Below are 18458 nucleotides of genomic sequence, written 5' to 3' on the forward strand. Positions count from 1 at the left end.
GGCTAAAACAGTTTTTAAACATCCGTATTAATTCCTTTCATAACAACAAGTTGCGTTGGTTGTTCGCGAGGGGGTTTTTCTATATTCTGGTCACAGCCAACCCCCGCTAAAATACCGGATGACACGCATGTCTGATGCCATGAAGAAAGCAGCACTGCAATATCACGCCGAACCGATTCCCGGAAAGCTGTCCATCGAGCTGACCAAGCCGACAGAAACTGCCAAGGACCTCGCGCTGGCCTACAGCCCGGGTGTAGCCGAGCCGTGCCGCGAGATTGCTGCCGATCCGGAAAATGCCTACCTGTATACCGGCAAGGGCAACCTGGTCGCCGTCATCTCCGATGGCACCGCCATCCTGGGGCTGGGCAATCTCGGGCCGCTGGCTTCCAAGCCGGTCATGGAAGGCAAGGGCGTGCTGTTCAAGCGCTTCGCTGGCATCAACTCCGTCGACGTCGAGATCGATGCGGAAAGCCCGCAGGCCTTCATCGATACCGTGCGTCGCATCCACACCACCTACGGTGGCATCAACCTGGAAGACATCAAGGCACCGGAGTGCTTCGAAGTCGAGCAGGCGTTGATCGAACAGTGCAACATCCCGGTCTTCCATGATGACCAGCACGGCACGGCCATCGTCACCGCTGCCGGCATGCTCAACGCACTCGATATCGCCGGCAAGTCCCTGGAAGACGCGCGTATCGTCTGCCTGGGCGCCGGTGCTGCCGCGATTGCCTGCATGAAGCTGCTGGTCTCCAGTGGTGCCAAGGTCGAGAACATCTTCATGCTCGATCGCAAGGGCGTGATCCACAGCGGCCGTGATGACCTGAATCAGTACAAGGCGATGTTCGCCACCGAGACCGAGCTGCGTACGCTGGATGATGTCATCGAAGGTGCGGATGTCTTCGTCGGCCTGTCCGGCCCCAATCTCTTGAAGGCCGAGCAGCTCAAGAAGATGGCTGACACGCCGATCGTGTTCGCGTGCTCCAACCCGGATCCGGAAATCCATCCGGATACCGCTCGCGAAGCGCGTCCGGACGTCATCATGGCGACGGGGCGCTCCGATTACCCGAACCAGGTCAACAACGTGCTGGGCTTCCCGTTCATCTTCCGCGGTGCGCTGGACGTGCGAGCCACACGCATCAATGAAGAGATGAAGCTGGCGGCCGTTCACGCGCTGAAGGACCTTGCTCGCGAGCCGGTCAGCCAGGACGTGCTGGATGCCTACGAGATCGACAGCCTCGAATTCGGTCCGGGGTACATCATCCCGACGCCGATGGATGCGCGTCTGCTCGAGCGTCTGCCGGCTGCCGTGGCGCAAGCCGCTATCGATTCCGGTGTCGCGCGCAAGCCCTATCCGGCGCATTACCCGCTGACCAATGCGGATCAGGTCTACGGCTAAGCGTCATCGGGCCCCGCTTGCGGGGTGCTGAAGAAAAAGCCCTCGTCGGAGATGTCCGGCGAGGGCTTTTTGCTGTCTGTCCAACAACTTTCAGTGGCGCACTAGAAGCTGTAGAGAATCGAGGCGGCGGTGGTGGTGTCGGTCTTGGCGTCCGTGTCATCCGGCGGGCTGGTGTTGTTCTTGATCTCGTGGGAGAGCTTCAAGGCCAGGCTGGAGTTGATGGAGACGGTCAGTGCGGTATAGCTGCGGCTGATGATGTTGTCCCGGGTACCTTCCACCGAGAACTGCTGCTCGAAATTCGAGGTATCAGACAGCTGCCAACGATAATCCATGGCCGTGTAACCGAGGAGATAGTTCTCGTGATCCCCCTCGGTGATATTGTCGTAGCGATAGCCCGGACCCGCCTCGACAGAGAGATTGTGCTCAGGGCCTGACAGCAGGCGAATCCCGTACCCCCCGATGGAGGTGACTTGATCGTCATAGCCGGAGAAGCGCTCCTTCTCCCAGCGCAGCAGCCCGAAGGCATAGCGATCACGCCCCAGGTCATAGCGCTCACGCTGACCGATCAGGTACTGCTCGGTGGTGGTCTCGCCGCTGCTGGACACATGCTTGGCTTCCATGCGGAAGGTGTGGGTCCAGGGCTTGAGGTGCCAGGACAGGCGGGCCTTGCCCAGCAAGGTTTCGCTGTTCGAGTTGCCGGAGAGCTTGGTAAAGCCCAGCTCGGCCTGACCGCTGAATGGCTCGGAATCCTCGCTGGCGGCGGGGGGAGCGTAGAAGAGGTCATCATCGGCACTGGCCTCGCGAAGCGGGCTCAGGGCCAGACACAGCAGCAGGGTCATGCGCAGTGTGGGCAATGGGTGAAGCATGCAGACTCCGGGCATGGTGAAAGGGGGCATTGAAGGACAGCGAGGCCAGATGGATGAAAGAAGAGCGACCATGGGTCGCTCTTCTTTCACCTCACTGCGCGCGGTGTGGACGGGCGCAGGTGACCTGCTTCAGATCAGAAGATGGCCTCGAAAGTTCCGGTGCCTTCTGAGCCGCTCTGTTGCTCCAGCTCCTTGCGGATGGTGCGTTCCTTGTAGGGCGGCAGATTGTCCTTGCGGAACAGCTCGCTGACGCCGCCGGATTGACCACTGTGCAGGCGCTTGCCGGACTCCGGGTCGATGGTCGCGCTCACGATGTCATCGGGGCGCTCCATCCTGGCGGATGGCATGCCCTTGAGGGCGCCACGCATGTAGTCGACCCAGATGGGCAGCGCGGCCTGGGCACCGTACTCGGCGAGGGTGTCATTGGAGTCCTTGCCGACCCAGACGGTCGCGACCAGCTTGCTGTTGAAGCCGGAGAACCAGGCATCACGCTGGTCATTGGTGGTCCCTGTCTTGCCGGCCAGGTCATCGCGACCAAGCGTCAGGGCCCCACGGCCGGTGCCGCGCTTGATGACGTCTTCCATCATGTCACGGATCAGGTACATGGATTCCGGCGAGGCGATGCGCTCGGCCAGCGGATACTGACGGCCATCACGATTGACGGTCACCATGCCCGGCGTGCAGTTGGCGCAGGCGACGGCCGGATGAGCTTCGTAGTCGGTCTCGTCGTCACCGCGCGTGACGGTGTCGATGTACCAGGGTTCGACACGGAAGCCGCCGTTCGAGAGTACGGCGTAGGCACGGGCCATTTCCAGCGGTGTCAGTGAGGCGCTGCCCAGTGCCAGTGACAGACCGTTGGGCAGCTCTTCGCGCTTGAAGCCCACCTTGACGAGGAAGTCGAGCGTCTTCTCGAGACCGACGGTCTGCAGCAGTCGCACGGACACCAGGTTCAGGGAGCGATAGAGACCAACGCGGATCCGGGTCGGGCCAGTGAACTTGCCGCCGGCGTTCTCCGGGCGCCATACCTTGTTGCCATCCTGCATGACCACCGGAGCATTGTTGATGATGGTCGCCGGTGACATGCCGCCCTGCTCGAGCCCCGAGAGGTAGATGAACGGCTTGAAGATGGAGCCGGCCTGACGACGTGCCTGAATCGCTCGATTGAACTTGCTGGCGGAATAGCTGAAGCCGCCCTGGAGTGCGAGGATGGCGCCACTTTCCGGGTCCAGTGAAACGATGGCCGACTGGGCATCCGGCAGCTGACCCAGGCGATAGCCATCATCTTCCTTGATGACGCGTACCAGATCGCCGACCTGGGCGATCTCGGCGGCAGAGCCGGGTACACCACCGCGCCAGCGGGAGCTCTTGTACTCGCGAGCCCATTTCAGGCCGTCCCAGCCAATCGTGGCCAGGCTGGCGTCTGCCAGCAGGACCTTCATCTGCTTGCCATCATTTTCCACCACGATGGCGGCTTCGAGCGGGCCATAGTCCGGCGTGCGATCCAGCACTTTCAGCCAGTTGGAGACATCGCGGTCGATGCCCTCGATGCGCTTCTCGCTCTTCTGGGCGGCCTGTCTGGCCGTTTCCAGCACTTCGGGAGAGCGAGAGATCTCTTCTTCGAGGCCGGCCTGATCGGTCTGGTCCTGAGCTTCCGCCAGTGACGCCGCGATACCGGATTCCTCCACGCCACGCCAGCCATGGCGGGTGTCATAGTCGATCAGGCCCTTGATCAAGGCATCGCGAGCCTGCGGCTGCAGCTTGCTGTCCAGCGTCGTGGTGATACGCACATTGTCGGTATATGCCTTGTCACCGAAACGATCGACCGCGAAGCTTCTGGCCATCTCTGCGACGTAGGGCGCCTCGACTTCCGGGCGCGTGTAATGGCGTGCCGCGGTGATCGGTGCCTTGACGGCCTCGTCATAGGCCTGAGGCTCGATATAGCCCAGTTCCTTCATGCGCAGCAGGATCCAGTTGCGACGGATCAGGGCGCGCTGAGGGTTGGTGAGCGGGTTGAAGCTGGAGGGGGCCTTGGGCAGGCCTGCCAGCATGGCCTGCTCGGCCAGGGTCAGTTCATCGAGAGACTTGTCATAGTAGGTGCGTGCCGCAGCCGCGATCCCGTAGGCGCGATGGCCCAGGAAGATCTTGTTGACGTAGAGCTCGAGGATCTCCTGCTTGGAGAGGATCTGCTCCATCTGCAGTGACAGCAGGATTTCGCGAATCTTGCGCGTGAACGTCTGATCCAGCGTCAGCAGGTAGTTGCGCGCGACCTGCATGGTGATGGTGCTGCCGCCCGATTGGATGCTGCCGCTGGAAGCCAGCTGGACGGCGGCACGCGCGAGGCCCTTGGGGTCGATGCCCGGGTGCGAGAAGAAATTGCTGTCCTCGGCCGCGAGCAGGGCGTCCACAAACGTCTCGGGGATCTCGTCGAAGGTGACCGGGATGCGGCGCTGGTCACCGTATTCGCCGATCAGCTTGCCGTCACGGGTGTAGATGCGCAGCGGCGTCTGCAGCTTGGTATCCTGCAATTGGTGAACATCGGGCAGGCCAGGTGCGAAATACAGGGAGGCGCCGACGATGGCCAGCAATCCCGCAGCACACAGTGACAGCAGCAGCCAGAACACTGGCGAAAATAGTCGTCTCAATAGCTTCATGGGCAAGACAGGGTCCGTGGGTAATGAAAGGCGGGTGGCTGCGGGGGATTGGCAATTCCATTGCTGGGGCATTATAAGTAGCGGGTCCAGATGCGGCCAGCGTTGAACCCTGTCTTGCGCGTCTGTTGTGTTATTCTGCGAAACATAATGTAACCTCTCAGCAGAAGAGGGTGCCGCGGCGGTGCCGCACGGGAAGCGGCGGCCCGCCAGTCAGACGGGGTCGTCATCAGAGCAGGGGAATGCCAATTGCTGGGACTCAAATCCGCCGGCAAGGGACTGATTGGCGTCGATATCACATCGGCGACCGTCAAGCTCCTGGAGCTGTCCAGACACGGAAATCGATACCAGATCGATAGCTACGCGGTGCGCCCCTTGAAGGAAGGCGCAGTCGTCGAGCGGCGCATCCGCGACATGGATGAAGTCGTGCTGGCGATCAAGCGCGCGGTCGAGCAGGCCCAGCCGCGCTCGCGACGAGCCGTCGTGGCGGTGCCGGCCAGTGCCGCCATCACCAAGACATTGAGTTTTCCGACCAATCTGGCCGATGACGAGATCGAGCAGCGCATCGCGCTCGAATCCGAGAAGCATTTTCCCTTCCCGCTCAATGATGTGGCGTTCGACTTCCAGCATCTGGGGGTCAATGCCCGCAATCCTGATCAGCAGGATCTGCTGCTGGTGGCCTGTCGCAGCCTGGATGTCGATCAGCTCACCTCCGCGCTCGAGCAGGCCGGCCTTGAGCCGTCAGCGGTCGATGTCGAGACCTTTTCGCTGGAGCGTGCCTTCGGTGAATTGCGCCATCAGCTCCCCCCTACCTACGACAATGAAGAGTGCGTCGCGGTCGTCGATATCGGTGCCACCATGACGGCTTTTCATGTCATCCAGAATGGTCGCATCGTCTACAGCCGGGATGCCGTGTTCGGGGGGCGTCAGCTGACCGACGAGATCATGAACCGTTTCGATCTTTCCAATGACGAAGCGGGTCTGGCCAAGAAGCGCGGTGGTCTGCCGGATACCTATGACAGTGAAGTGCTGGATCCGTTCCGTGACACGCTCGTGCAGCAGATCGCGCGCTCCCTGCAGCTCTATTACACCGCCGGCAAGCGTCGTGAGGTCCAGCGCATTCTGCTGGGAGGAGGGACCGCCGCCATTCCCGGATTACGTGAGTCGCTGGCAGGGCACACCGGACTGGAAGTGATCATGGCCAATCCCTTCACGCACATGAGCGTCAACCCTCGAGTCGACATCCAGGCGCTGGCCGGTGATGCCCCTGCGATGTTGACGGCCTGCGGGCTTGCGATGAGGAAGCGCTCATGACCATCGAGATCAATCTGCTGTCGTGGCGTGAGGAGCGTCGCGAGAAGCGCAGCAAGCGCTTCTTCGGCATTCTGGCGCTGGCCGCCGTGGTGGGGGTGGGAGCCGGGTTTGGCATGAGCGAGTATTACCAGAGCCAGCTCGAGGCGCAGAAGCAGCGGCATGCCTTCATCGAGAAGGAAATGGCGCGACTGAATCGCGATATCAAGGAAGTCGAGGATATCGAGAGTCGGCGTGACCAGATGCTGGCGCAGATCGAGCTGATTCGCAGTCTGCAGTTCTCGCGCCCGGAAACGGTACGTGTCTTCAATCAGCTCGTTGCGACGCTGGTCGAGGGTGCCTGGTACCAGAGCATCAGTCGCAGCGGACGTCAGATCAAGGCCAACGGCATCGCGGAGAATACGCGTCAGGTGTCCGGTCTGATGCGCACGCTTGCGGCATCGGATGTCTTCGGTACGCCGACACTGTCCGACGTACAGAGCAGCGACGATGATCGTCGCAGCTTCAATATCATGATTCCCGAGACACCGACGGCTGTCGCTACCAGTGCTGCCGATACGAAGGCCGCCAGGCAGGGAGGTCGGAAATGAGTTTCCTCAATGCCGAAGTGCGTCGTCTCAAGTCGACGGACTTCCAGGATCTCGACCTCAAGGAGGCGGGTATCTGGCCCGTCACCTTGCAGGTGGTATTGGTGCTGATCGTCTTTGGTGCCCTGTTCTGGGCGTCCCACTGGTTCCTTGCGGCGCCCAAGGCCGAGGATCTTGAGCGCCTGCAGGCCAAGGAGCGTCAGCTGCTGAGCCAGTTCGAGACCAAGGCCTTCAAGGCGGCCAATCTGCCCGTGATGCGTGAGCAGATGGCCGAGCTGGAGACGCGCATGGAACAGCTGCTCGAGATGCTCCCGACCGATGCCGAAGTGCCGGCTCTGCTCGATGACATCAGCGAGACGGCCATCAACAACCAGCTGGAGGTGGAATACATTCGCCTCAAGCCGGCCCAGAATCGCGATTTCTACGTCGAACAGCCCTTCGATATCAAGGTGCGCGGCGATTACCACCGCATTGCCGCCTTCGTGTCAGGGGTCGCCGGGCTTTCGCGTATCGTGACGTTGCATGACTTCGTGCTGACACCGGTCTCGCAGGGCGAAGACCTGGAATTGTCGCTGCTGGCCAAGACTTACAACTACCGCCAAGGCGCACCGTTGCCATCGGGAGGTAAATGATGAGTCTGACGACACGTCGCAAGCATGTCGTGCTGGGTGGTGCGGTGTTGCTGACACTGCTGGCCGGTTGTGGTGACCCGCAGCTGCCTGCGCTGGAGAGCGAGCTCGAGTCGCTCAGAGGGCGGCCGACGGGGCAGGTCAAGGACCTGCCGCCTCAGCCCGAGTATCATCCCGTGACGTACGACATGGCAGATGCTCGCAGTCCTTTCCAGTCGCGACTGCCGGAGCCGGAGGAGGAGCTCGCCATGGTGGATAATGGCGTGCGGCCGGATCTGGATCGCCCCCGCGAGCCTCTTGAGGCCTGGCCGATGGAGCAGCTCAGCATGGTGGGGACCCTGGATGTGGACGGAAGTCGCTCGGCGTTGATCTTGACGCCGGAGCAGGAGGTGCAGCGTGTGAGTGTTGGCGGACACATGGGGAGCAATTTCGGCCGCATCATTCGCATCGGTGATACTCAGCTGGACCTGGTGGAAATCGTGCCCAACGGTCAGGGCGGTTGGATCGAACGAACCCGCGCCATGGCATTGACTCAACCGGCAGATGCCAGCGGTTAGCGCGTGCTGGCGGCGCTGTCTGCAGAATCGTCACGGAAGATGAGCGGTCGATGACCGACACCATAATGCTTCGACAAGAATAAGGCGCGATCAGCTTCAATGGCTGGGCGGAGCCGCAGCGAGACAGGGGACAAGGGAACATGACGCGATTGCAACGAATGAGTCTGCTGGGGTTGGCGGCTTTCGGCAGCCTGATGGCGAGTGTGGCGCAGGCGGCCTCCACGCTGCAGGATCTGGAATTCACTTCGCTGGGTGGCGATCGGATGGAGCTCAAGCTCGATTTCGCCGGCGGGGTGCCTGAGGTCAAGGGATACCGGATCGAGACACCGCCGCGTATCACCATCGATCTCATGGATACCAGCAGTCAGCTGGACAAGCGCCGCTTCGAGCTCGGCCTCAATGGGGTCGAGGAGCTGGTGGCGCTGGAGGCCGGCTCGCGTACGCGCCTGGTCATGAAGCTCAGCCAGACCCGTCCCTATGTGACGCGTACCGAAGGCAATAGCCTCTATGTCATCGTCGGTGAGCAGGGCGGTCCGGTGGCCGCCGCCGCATCAGGCCAGTCCGCGCAGCCGCAGCAGCAGGGTGGCGGACTGGAAGTCGCGGCGGAGCCTTCCGTCAGTGGTATCGATTTCCGTCGGGGCAGTGAGGGGGAAGGGCGTGTCGTGGTCAACTTCAATCGCGCCAATGTCGAGTCTCGTGTGACCGAGCGTGGCCGCAAGATCTATATCGATCTCAAGGGTGTCGCCCTGCCGCCAGAGCTGAATCAGGTGCTGGATGTCGGTGATTTCGCGACTCCGGTCTCGAGGATCGACCCGCAGCGTACTCGTGATGGTGTGCGCCTGGTGGTGGATGCCAATGGCTACTACACCCAGTTGGCCACCCAGGCCGGCAACGAGCTGGTGCTTGAGGTCAAGCCGCTGACACGGGAAGAGCAGGCGGAGCGGATCAAGGACAAGTTCCCGTACACCGGCAAGAAGATCTCGCTGAACTTCCAGAATATCGAAGTGCGCTCGGTGCTGCAGATCATCGCGGACTTCACTGGGCTCAATCTGGTGGCCAGTGACAACGTCACCGGCAACGTGACCCTGAACCTCAAGGAAGTGCCCTGGGATCAGGCGCTGGACCTGGTGCTCAAGTCGAATGGCCTGGCCAGTCGCCGCATGGGCAACGTGCTGATGGTCGCGCCGGCGGAAGAGCTGGCGGCACTTGAGCGCAAGGAGCTGGAAGCCAATCAGCAGGTCAAGGAGCTGGCGCCCCTGACGACGGAGTACATTCAGGTGCGTTATGCCAAGGCGGCGGACCTGGCGGCATTGCTGCGCGGTGAAGGCGGTATCGGCCTGCTCTCCGAGCGCGGTCGTGTCATGGTGGATGAGCGTACCAACACCATGTTGATCCAGGACACGCGCGACACCCTGGAGTCCATTCGCGGTACCCTCGAGTATCTCGACATTCCGGTGCGTCAGGTCCAGATCGAGGCGCGCATCGTGATCGCGCGCAGCAGCGTGTCGAGTGAAATCGGTGTCAACTGGGGGCTTTCCAACAGCAGCAACGGCAAGTTCGGCCTGGAAGGTGCGTCGACCGGCACGACCAGTGACGGTGGCCTGAGCGTCAATCTGGGTGACGACAGTGATCCGGGCAGCACCTTCAGCTTCGGTTACCTGTCCGGCGACATCCTGCTGGATCTGGAGCTTTCGGCGCTGGAAAGCGAAGGCAAGAGCCAGACCATCTCCCAGCCCAAGATCATCACCGCCAACCAGAAGAAGGCCGTCATCAAGCAGGGTCAGGAAATCCCTTACGAGGAGGCGACCTCCAGCGGCGCGACCAACATCGAGTTCAAGGAGGCGGTGCTGGCGCTGGAGGTCACGCCGCAGATCACGCCGGACAACCGCATCATCATGGATCTGTTGATCAACAATGACGACGTGTCCGATGACAGCTTCAATGGCGAGCCGGCCATCGATACCAATGAAATCGAGACTCAGGTGCTGGTCAATGATGGCGAGACGGTGGTGCTGGGCGGTATTCTGACCTCTGAACAGATACGCAGCGTCTTCAAGACACCTTTCCTGGGGGATCTGCCGGTGATCGGGAATCTCTTCCGCTATACCGAAGAGTCCAACGAGAAGGTAGAATTGCTGGTATTCATTACCCCGAAGATCATCGAGGACGGCCTGGCGGTGCGCTGATGCATGTGATTCCCAACGTATTCCTTGTCGGCCCCATGGGGGCCGGCAAGAGCACTATCGGCCGCCTGCTGGCGGCCGACTTGCATCGTGAATTTTGCGATAGCGACCACGTGATCGAAGATCGCTGCGGTGCCAGCATCCCCTGGATCTTCGATGTCGAGGGCGAGGCAGGCTTTCGCGGGCGCGAGCAGGCCGTGATTGACGAGCTGACCTCGCTGTCCGATGTCGTGATGGCCACCGGTGGTGGTGCCATCATGGCCGAGGCCAACCGGCGCGTGCTGCGAGAGCGCGGCACGGTGGTCTATCTCTATGCTCCGGTCGAGCAGCAGCTCAAGCGTGCCGGACGTGACCGCAATCGTCCTCTGCTCCAGCAGGATGACCCGGGGAGGGTGCTCAAGCGTCTCTTCGAGCTGCGAGACCCTCTTTATCGCGACACCGCGGATATCATCGTGCGTACCGATCGACGCAGCCCGCGTGCGGTCACCAACGAGATCCGGCGCCGGCTCAAGGCATTGTCAGACCCGCTCCACGTGCATGGCTAGACTCCCCTGGGGAGTCTGGCTCTCGCTTACATTCAGGCGCCGTCATTCGTTTCGCCGCAAGGAGAATCATCATGTCCCTGGCTCCCGCTCATCGTCTCGATGTCGCACTTGGCGAGCGTAGTTACCCCATTCACATCGGCCCGGGCCTGACGGCGCGAGGAGACCTCATTCGTGAGCATCTCGCCGGTCGTCAGGTGATGATCGTCACCAACACCGTGGTGGCGCCACTGTATCTGGAGGCGCTCAAGGCATCACTTGGCGATGGTCTGGATATTCGAGAGGTGATTCTCGAGGATGGCGAACAGACCAAGCACATGGCCAGTATCGGTCTGATCTGGGATGCCCTGCTCGAGGCCGGCTTCAATCGTCGTTGCACCTTGATCGCCCTCGGTGGGGGAGTCATCGGCGACATGACCGGTTTTGCCGCCGCCTGTTATCAGCGGGGGGCGGCCTTCATCCAGGTGCCGACCACGCTGCTGTCGCAGGTGGATTCCTCGGTGGGTGGCAAGACCGGCGTCAATCATCCGCGCGGCAAGAACATGCTGGGTGCCTTCTGGCAGCCGAGACTGGTGTTGATCGATACCTCAAGCCTCAGGACATTGCCGCAGCGTGAGCTGTCGGCGGGCATGGCCGAGGTCATCAAGTATGGCCTGCTGTGGGATGAAAGCTTCCTGAGCTGGCTGGAAGACAACATGCAGGCCTTGATGGCGCTGGATGAAACCTTGCTCGGAGAGGCCATCCGCCGCAGTTGTGCGATCAAGGCGGATGTCGTGGCGCAGGACGAGACCGAGCAGGGCGTGCGCGCACTGCTCAACCTCGGCCACACCTTCGGGCATGCCATCGAGACGGACCAGGGCTATGGCGTCTGGCTGCACGGTGAAGCCGTCGGCACCGGCATGCTGATGGCCGCTGAACTTTCGGCGCGCATGGGGTGGCTGTCGAGTGCCGATGTTGAGCGTATCGCCAAGGTGATCGGCAAGGCCGGTCTGCCGCTGCAAGCGCCGGAGGACATGGGGGTCGAGGACTTCCTGCGTCACATGCAGCTGGACAAGAAGAATGTCGATGGCCGTCTGCGTCTGATCCTGCTCGAGCGTATCGGGCGTGCGGTGATTACCGAAGAGGCGCCTGCCGGCCTGCTGGCGGACATGCTGGAGCACTGGTCGCGCAGCAGCCACTGATCCCTCGACCAGCCGTTGGCTGGTGCACGGAATCTGCTGCAGAAGAAAAGCCGTCACCTCAGGGTGGCGGCTTTTCTTTTTGTCGAGCGTCAGTGGGCACTTCAGGTGGACGTGCCCAGGGCGCATGTCCGATGTACGGGTCGGCTGTGCCGGTGAGTGTGCAGGACAAGTGCATTAGCGGGGCGTGATTCCTGAATTGGTATGCCGTATGCGTAATCGGTATGGGGAGAATTGAATAAAAACGCTGTTTTTTATTCATCCAAGACTAAAGTTGCAAGGCGAAACCCGCGAGGCATGTCTACCCGCTAAGCGCTTGAGCCTACAGGGTTTTTTGGAATGAGGTGTCTCTAACCTTCGGTTTTGTCAGGTTTTTTTGCCCGATGGGCGACCTGTGGAGAATTGCGCGGTGGGGAAGCGCGGGGATATGCTCGAGGGAAATCTGGCGTCGTGTTGCGACACTGATGGCGCCACTATCGGCAGGCATAAAAATAAAGATAACCGATAACTATAACCTCGAAAATGCTTGTTGAAAAGCATCTGGACACATGATTTCTCCGTGAGGCACGCCCATGAATAAAGGTCTCCACCAACCGGGAGAGTTCCGCGACAACTGCGGCTTCGGCTTGATCGCCCATATGGAAGGGCAGGCAAGCCATGAGCTGCTGCAGACTGCCATTGAATCCCTGACGTGCATGACTCACCGCGGTGGTATCGCTGCCGACGGCAAGACCGGTGATGGCTGCGGCTTGCTGCTCAAGATGCCGGATGGCTTCATGCGCCAGATCGCCCGAGAGACGCTCGGGCTCGAGCTGGGCGAGCGCTATGCCGTCGGTACGCTCTTCCTGCCGAATGATGACGCGCGTGAACAGGCCGCGCGTGATGCTTTCGAGTCCGCTCTGACGGCACGCAACCTCGAGGTGCTCGGCTGGCGTGACATGCCGGTGGATGACAGCGTGTGCGGCCCGATGGCCCGCGACTGCCTGCCGCGCATTCGTCAGGTCTTCGTTGCAGCTTCCAGTGAACGTACCGATATCGCCTTCAATGTCGACCTGTTCATGGCGCGCAGATACGCCGAGCAGGCGCTGAAGGGCGAAGAGGACTTCTACGTCTGCTCGCTGTCCGGCAAGGTCATCTCCTTCAAGGGTCTGGTGATGCCGGAAGACCTTCCGCGCTTCTACAAGGACCTGGGCGACCCGCGCCTCGAGACCGCGATCTGTGTCTTCCACCAGCGCTTCTCGACCAACACCGCGCCGCGCTGGCCGCTGGCCCAGCCGTTCCGCTTCCTCGCCCACAACGGCGAGATCAACACCATCGAGGCCAACCGTGGCTGGGCAAACGCGCGCAAGGAGAACTTCGTCTCCGAGCAGCTGCCCGAGATCGCCGAGCTGGACGAGATCGTCAACACGGTCGGCTCCGATTCCTCCAGCATGGACAACATGCTGGAAGTGCTGCTGACCGGTGGCATGGATATCTATCGCGCCATCCGCATGATGGTGCCGCCGGCCTGGCAGAACGTCGAGCAGATGGATTCCGACCTGCGGGCCTTCTACGAATACAATTCCATGCACATGGAAGCCTGGGATGGTCCGGCGGGCATCGTGCTCACCGACGGTCGCCACGCCGTGTGCATGCTGGACCGCAACGGTCTGCGTCCGGCGCGTTGGGTCATCACCCGCAATGGCTTCATCACGCTGGCCTCCGAGATCGGTACCTACGATTACAAGCCGGAAGATGTCGTCGCCAAGGGGCGTGTCGGGCCGGGGCAGGTGCTGGGTGTCGATACCGAGACCGGTGAAGTGCTGCACACCGATCAGGTCAGCGAGCGCCTCAAGGGGGCCCATCCCTACAAGCGCTGGTTGCGTGAAAATGCCAATTACCTCGAGTCCGCGCTGACCGAGCTGGCGCGTTTCCAGCCGATGGAAGCGGACACGCTGGACGTCTATCAGAAGATGTTCCAGGTCAGCTTTGAAGAGCGTGATCAGCTGCTGCGCCCGCTGGCCGAGAGCGGTCAGGAGGCGGTCGGTTCCATGGGGGATGACACCCCGATGGCCGTGCTGTCGCGCCAGAACCGCGTACTGACCGACTACTTCCGTCAGAAGTTCGCCCAGGTCACCAATCCGCCGATCGATCCGCTGCGCGAAGCGATCGTGATGTCGCTGGAGACCTGCTGTGGCGCCGAACTCAACATCTTCGACGCGACGCCGGAACACGCGCATCGTCTGATCCTGACCACGCCGGTGCTGTCACCGCGCAAGTTCAATGCGCTGGTCAATCATGAGGACCCGGCGTTCACCTCCCAGACGCTCAAGCTGCACTATGACCCGAGTCAGGACTCTCTGAAGCAGGCGCTTCAGGGCATCTGTCAGCAGGCCGAGGAAGCGGCGCGCAATGGCAAGGTGATCCTGGTGCTCAGCGACTGCGGGCTCGCCAAGGGACAATTGCCGATTCACGCGGCGCTGGCGACCGGTGCCATTCACCATCACCTCGGAGCACTGGCACTGCGTCCGCGCGTCAATCTGGTCATCGAGACCGGCTATGCGCGTGATGCACACCAGATGGCAGTGCTGTTCGGGGTGGGCGCCACGGCGGTCTACCCCTACCTTGCCTATCAGGTGATGGCCGACATGCATCGCACCGGCGAGCTGTCCGGCAACCCGGCCGATGCTCGCGAGAACTATCGCAAGGGCATGCAGAAGGGCCTCTACAAGATCCTGTCCAAGATGGGCATCTCGCACATCGGCTCCTACCGTGGTTCGCAGCTGTTCGAGGCCGTAGGGCTCAACAGTGAAGTCATGGACATGTGCTTCACCGGCATGGCCTCGCGCATCGAAGGCGCCGGCTTCGCCGAACTGCAGTTCCAGCAGGAGCTGCTGGCGCGTGAAGCCTGGCTGCCGCGCAAGCGCATCAAGCAGGGCGGTCTGGTCAAGTATGTGCACGGTGGTGAGTACCACGCCTACAACCCTGACGTGGTGATGAAGCTGCAGCAGGCCGTGCAGCAGGGGGACTACGGCAAGTGGAAGGAATTCGCGCGCCTGGTCAACGAGCGCCCGGTCGCGACCATTCGCGATCTGTTGAGCCTCAAGCCCGTGGCCGAGCCGCTGCCGCTTGAGGAAGTCGAGTCCGTCGAATCACTGCTGCCGCGCTTCGACAGCGCCGGCATGTCTCTCGGCGCGCTGTCTCCCGAGGCACATGAGGCGCTGGCGCAGGCCATGAACGAGGCCGGCGGGCGCTCCAACTCCGGTGAGGGCGGTGAAGACCCGGCACGCTACGGCACCGTGCGCTCCTCCAAGATCAAGCAGATCGCGTCCGGGCGTTTCGGTGTCACGCCGGCGTACCTGGTCAATGCCGAGGTACTGCAGATCAAGGTCGCACAGGGCGCCAAGCCCGGTGAGGGCGGTCAGCTGCCGGGCGGCAAGGTCAACGACCTGATCGCACGTCTGCGCTACGCCGTGCCGGGGGTGACACTGATCTCGCCGCCGCCGCACCATGACATCTATTCCATCGAGGATCTGGCACAGCTGATCTTTGACCTGAAACAGGTCAATCCGTCAGCGCAGGTCTCGGTCAAGCTGGTCTCCGAGCCCGGTATCGGCACCATCGCCACCGGTGTCGCCAAGGCCTATGCCGACCTGATCACCGTCTCCGGCTACGACGGTGGCACCGCGGCCAGCCCGATTACCTCGATCAAGCATGCCGGTTCCCCGTGGGAGCTGGGGCTGCCCGAGGTGCACCAGGCGCTGCGCATCAATCAGTTGCGTCACAAGATTCGTCTGCAGACGGATGGCGGTCTCAAGACCGGTCTGGATGTGGTCAAGGCGGCGATTCTGGGGGCCGAGAGCTTCGGCTTCGGGACGGCACCGATGGTGGCGCTGGGCTGCAAGTACCTGCGTATCTGTCACCTGAACAACTGTGCCACCGGTGTCGCGACCCAGCACCAGGCGCTGCGTGATGAGCATTTCCGCGGCACCGTCGAGATGGTCAAGCACTACTTCCGCTTCATCGCTGAAGAGGTGCGCGAGCTGATGGCGCTGCTGGGCGTGCGCCAGATCACCGACCTGATCGGTCGTACCGATCTGCTCGAAGTGCTGGAAGGCGAGACCAACGCGCAGCGTCGTCTCGACCTCACGCCGTTGCTGGGCAATGACTTCGTGCCCGAGGACGCGCCGCAGTTCTGCCAGGTCAGCCGCAACGAGCCGCATGACCCCGGCGCCAAGAACCTCGAGATGCTGGCGGCGATGGAGTCGGCGATCGACAGCCGCAGCGGTGGCGAGTTCAGCTTCCATGTCACCAACTGCGATCGCTCCATCGGGGCGCGTGTCTCCGGTGAGATCGCCAAGCGGTATGGCGAGGCAGGACTGGCGGGCTCGCCGCTCAAGGTCAGCCTGACCGGCGTGGCAGGGCAGAGCTTCGGGGTCTGGAATGCGCATGGCCTCGAGATGCATCTGGAAGGCGATGCCAACGATTACGTCGGCAAGGGCATGAATGGCGGCAAGCTGACCATCGTGCCGCCGCGCGGCTCGCGCTTCGAGAGCCACAAGACGGCCATCATCGGCAACACCTGCCTGTATGGGGCGACCGGCGGCAAGTTGTACGCCGCGGGAACTGCCGGCGAGCGCTTCGCGGTGCGCAACTCCGGTGCGCATGCCGTCATCGAAGGGGCGGGCGATCACTGCTGTGAGTACATGACCGGCGGGCTGGTCTGCGTGCTGGGCGAAACCGGCGTCAACTTCGGTGCAGGCATGACCGGCGGCTTCGCCTATGTACTGGACGAGAGTCGAGACTTCGTCGACAAGTACAACCACGAGCTGGTGGAAATCCACCGTATCAATACCGAAGCCATGGAGGCCTATCGTCGCCATCTGCGCGAAGTGATCGAGGAATACGTGGCCGAGACCGGCTCCGAGCGCGGTCGCAACATCCTGCGTGATTTCCCTGACTTCGTGCGTCACTTCTGGTTGGTCAAGCCCAAGGCGGCAAGCCTGGGGGGATTGCTCGATCAGTCCCGGCGTCAGCCGGAGTGACCGCATCCCTCACCCTGGCAAGCCCCGGGTGAGGGCCCGCACCGCGACGGTGCCCGGATTTTGAGAGAGGATTCATCATGGCCAATCAGCTCGCCAACGACTTCCAGTTCATCGATGTGGGTCGTCAGGACCCGCAGAAGAAAGATGCTCGCGTGCGTGCCCGCGAGTTCAACGAGATATATGCCGAGTTCAAGCCGGTGGAAGCGGCCAGTCAGGCGCATCGCTGCCTGGGTTGCGGCAACCCTTACTGTGAGTGGAAGTGTCCGGTACACAACTACATCCCCAACTGGCTGAAGCTGGTCTCCGAGGGCAACATCCTCGAGGCTGCGGAGCTTTCGCACCAGACCAACTCGCTGCCCGAAGTCTGTGGGCGCGTCTGCCCGCAGGATCGTCTCTGTGAAGGCGACTGCACCCTGAATGATGGCTTCGGTGCCGTCACCATCGGTTCTGTCGAGAAGTACATCACCGACACCGCCTTCGCGATGGGTTGGCGCCCTGACATGTCCAAGGTCAGCTGGACGGACAAGCGCGTCGCCATCATCGGTGCCGGCCCGGCGGGTCTGGGGGCAGCCGATATCCTGGTGCGCAACGGTGTGCGTCCGGTGATCTATGATCGTCACCCGGAGATCGGTGGGTTGCTGACCTTCGGTATCCCGGAGTTCAAGCTCGAGAAGGGCGTGATGACGCGCCGCCGCGAGATCTTCGAAGAGATGGGCATGGAGTTCCGTCTCAATGTCGAGGTCGGTCGTGACATCGGCTTCGATGCGCTGCTTGAGGAATACGATGCCGTCTTCCTGGGGATGGGCACCTACAACGCCATGAGCGGCGGTTTCCCGGGCGAGGATCTTCCGGGAGTTCACAAGGCGCTCGACTTCCTGATTGCCAACGTCAATCACTGCCTGGGCTTCGAGAAGGACCCGGCCGATTACGTCTCGATGGAAGGCAAGAAGGTCGTGGTGCTCGGCGGTGGTGATACCGCGATGGACTGCAACCGCACCTCCATCCGTCAGGGCGCCGATACCGTGACCTGTGCCTACCGTCGCGACGAGGCCAACATGCCGGGCTCGCGTCGTGAGGTGACCAATGCTCGTGAGGAAGGCGTCGACTTCCTGTTCAATCGCCAGCCGGTGGCGGTGGTCGGTGAGGGCAAGGTCGAGGGCGTCAAGGTCGTGCGTACCCGCATGGGTGAACCGGACGCCAACGGGCGCCAGCGCCCGGAAGTGGTGCCGGGTTCCGAAGAGATCCTGCCGGCGGATGCCGTCATCGTCGCCTTCGGCTTCCAGGCCAGTCCTGCCCCGTGGTTCACCGATTTTGATATCGGGGTCGATGAGCGTGGGCGCATCGCGACCAGTGCCGAGCGACTCGCCTTCCAGACCACCAATCCCAAGGTGTTCGCCGGTGGTGACATGGTGCGCGGTTCCGATCTGGTGGTGACCGCCATTGATGAAGGTCGCCGGGCCGCAGAAGGGATTCTCGATTTCCTGGAAGTGTAAGGAGATCGCAGTATCACGTATCAGGCCCGCCACGGCGGGCCTGA

Annotated in this window: 12 protein-coding genes; 10 read left to right on the top strand and 2 right to left on the bottom strand. The window is 61.9% G+C overall.

From position 1 onward, the window contains the following. Positions 1-127: 127 nt before the first annotated feature. Positions 128-1396 carry a malic enzyme-like NAD(P)-binding protein gene (locus PJK54_RS14535; RefSeq protein WP_077377933.1) on the top strand — a complete coding sequence of 423 codons (1269 nt, stop codon included), beginning with the start codon at positions 128-130 and terminating at the stop codon, positions 1394-1396. Positions 1397-1497: 101 nt separating this feature from the next. Here the strand turns inward: PJK54_RS14535 and PJK54_RS14540 are convergent, their stop codons facing one another. Next, complete coding sequence (locus tag PJK54_RS14540) at positions 1498-2262, bottom strand: DUF481 domain-containing protein (RefSeq protein ID WP_103751453.1); 765 nt, start codon at positions 2260-2262, stop codon at positions 1498-1500. A gap of 134 nt (positions 2263-2396) precedes the next feature. After that, positions 2397-4913, bottom strand: a complete 2517-nt coding sequence (locus PJK54_RS14545; protein ID WP_271303230.1) for a penicillin-binding protein 1A — start codon at positions 4911-4913, stop codon at positions 2397-2399. A gap of 246 nt (positions 4914-5159) precedes the next feature. Here PJK54_RS14545 and pilM point away from each other — a divergent pair, with 246 nt between their 5' ends. The 9 genes from pilM to PJK54_RS14590 all read left to right on the top strand — a co-directional run bounded on the left by pilM (position 5160) and on the right by PJK54_RS14590 (position 18414). Further along, positions 5160-6224 (top strand): type IV pilus assembly protein PilM, encoded by a 1065-nt coding sequence (gene pilM / locus PJK54_RS14550; RefSeq protein ID WP_103751454.1) that lies wholly within the window; start codon positions 5160-5162, stop codon positions 6222-6224. Further along, positions 6221-6811, top strand: a complete 591-nt coding sequence (locus tag PJK54_RS14555; RefSeq protein ID WP_271303231.1) for a PilN domain-containing protein — start codon at positions 6221-6223, stop codon at positions 6809-6811. Before pilM ends, PJK54_RS14555 begins: the two co-directional genes overlap by 4 nt. After that, the gene (locus tag PJK54_RS14560) at positions 6808-7440 is read left to right on the top strand and encodes a type 4a pilus biogenesis protein PilO (RefSeq protein ID WP_077377942.1); all 633 of its coding nucleotides are present in this window, start codon (positions 6808-6810) and stop codon (positions 7438-7440) included. The genes PJK54_RS14555 and PJK54_RS14560 overlap by 4 nt, the downstream gene beginning before the upstream one ends. Next, entirely contained in the window at positions 7440-7994 is a 555-nt protein-coding gene (locus PJK54_RS14565; RefSeq protein WP_170212622.1) for a pilus assembly protein PilP, read from the top strand. Before PJK54_RS14560 ends, PJK54_RS14565 begins: the two co-directional genes overlap by 1 nt. Before the next feature lie 140 nt (positions 7995-8134). Continuing rightward, the gene (locus PJK54_RS14570; RefSeq protein WP_077377948.1) at positions 8135-10180 is read left to right on the top strand and encodes a type IV pilus secretin PilQ; all 2046 of its coding nucleotides are present in this window, start codon (positions 8135-8137) and stop codon (positions 10178-10180) included. Next, complete coding sequence (aroK, locus tag PJK54_RS14575; RefSeq protein WP_077377951.1) at positions 10180-10722, top strand: shikimate kinase AroK; 543 nt, start codon at positions 10180-10182, stop codon at positions 10720-10722. The genes PJK54_RS14570 and aroK overlap by 1 nt, the downstream gene beginning before the upstream one ends. A gap of 71 nt (positions 10723-10793) precedes the next feature. Beyond that, positions 10794-11900: a 3-dehydroquinate synthase gene (gene aroB / locus PJK54_RS14580; protein WP_271303232.1), complete on the top strand. Its 1107-nt coding sequence runs from the start codon at positions 10794-10796 to the stop codon at positions 11898-11900. A 569-nt stretch (positions 11901-12469) separates the two neighbouring features. Further along, the gene (gene gltB / locus PJK54_RS14585) at positions 12470-16921 is read left to right on the top strand and encodes a glutamate synthase large subunit (RefSeq protein ID WP_176494257.1); all 4452 of its coding nucleotides are present in this window, start codon (positions 12470-12472) and stop codon (positions 16919-16921) included. A gap of 77 nt (positions 16922-16998) precedes the next feature. Next, the gene (locus tag PJK54_RS14590; protein ID WP_084207840.1) at positions 16999-18414 is read left to right on the top strand and encodes an FAD-dependent oxidoreductase; all 1416 of its coding nucleotides are present in this window, start codon (positions 16999-17001) and stop codon (positions 18412-18414) included. Positions 18415-18458 lie beyond the last annotated feature (44 nt).

Origin of the sequence: Cobetia sp. MMG027 (assembly GCF_027947415.1) — a bacterium.
Taxonomy (GTDB): Bacteria; Pseudomonadota; Gammaproteobacteria; order Pseudomonadales; family Halomonadaceae; genus Cobetia; species Cobetia marina.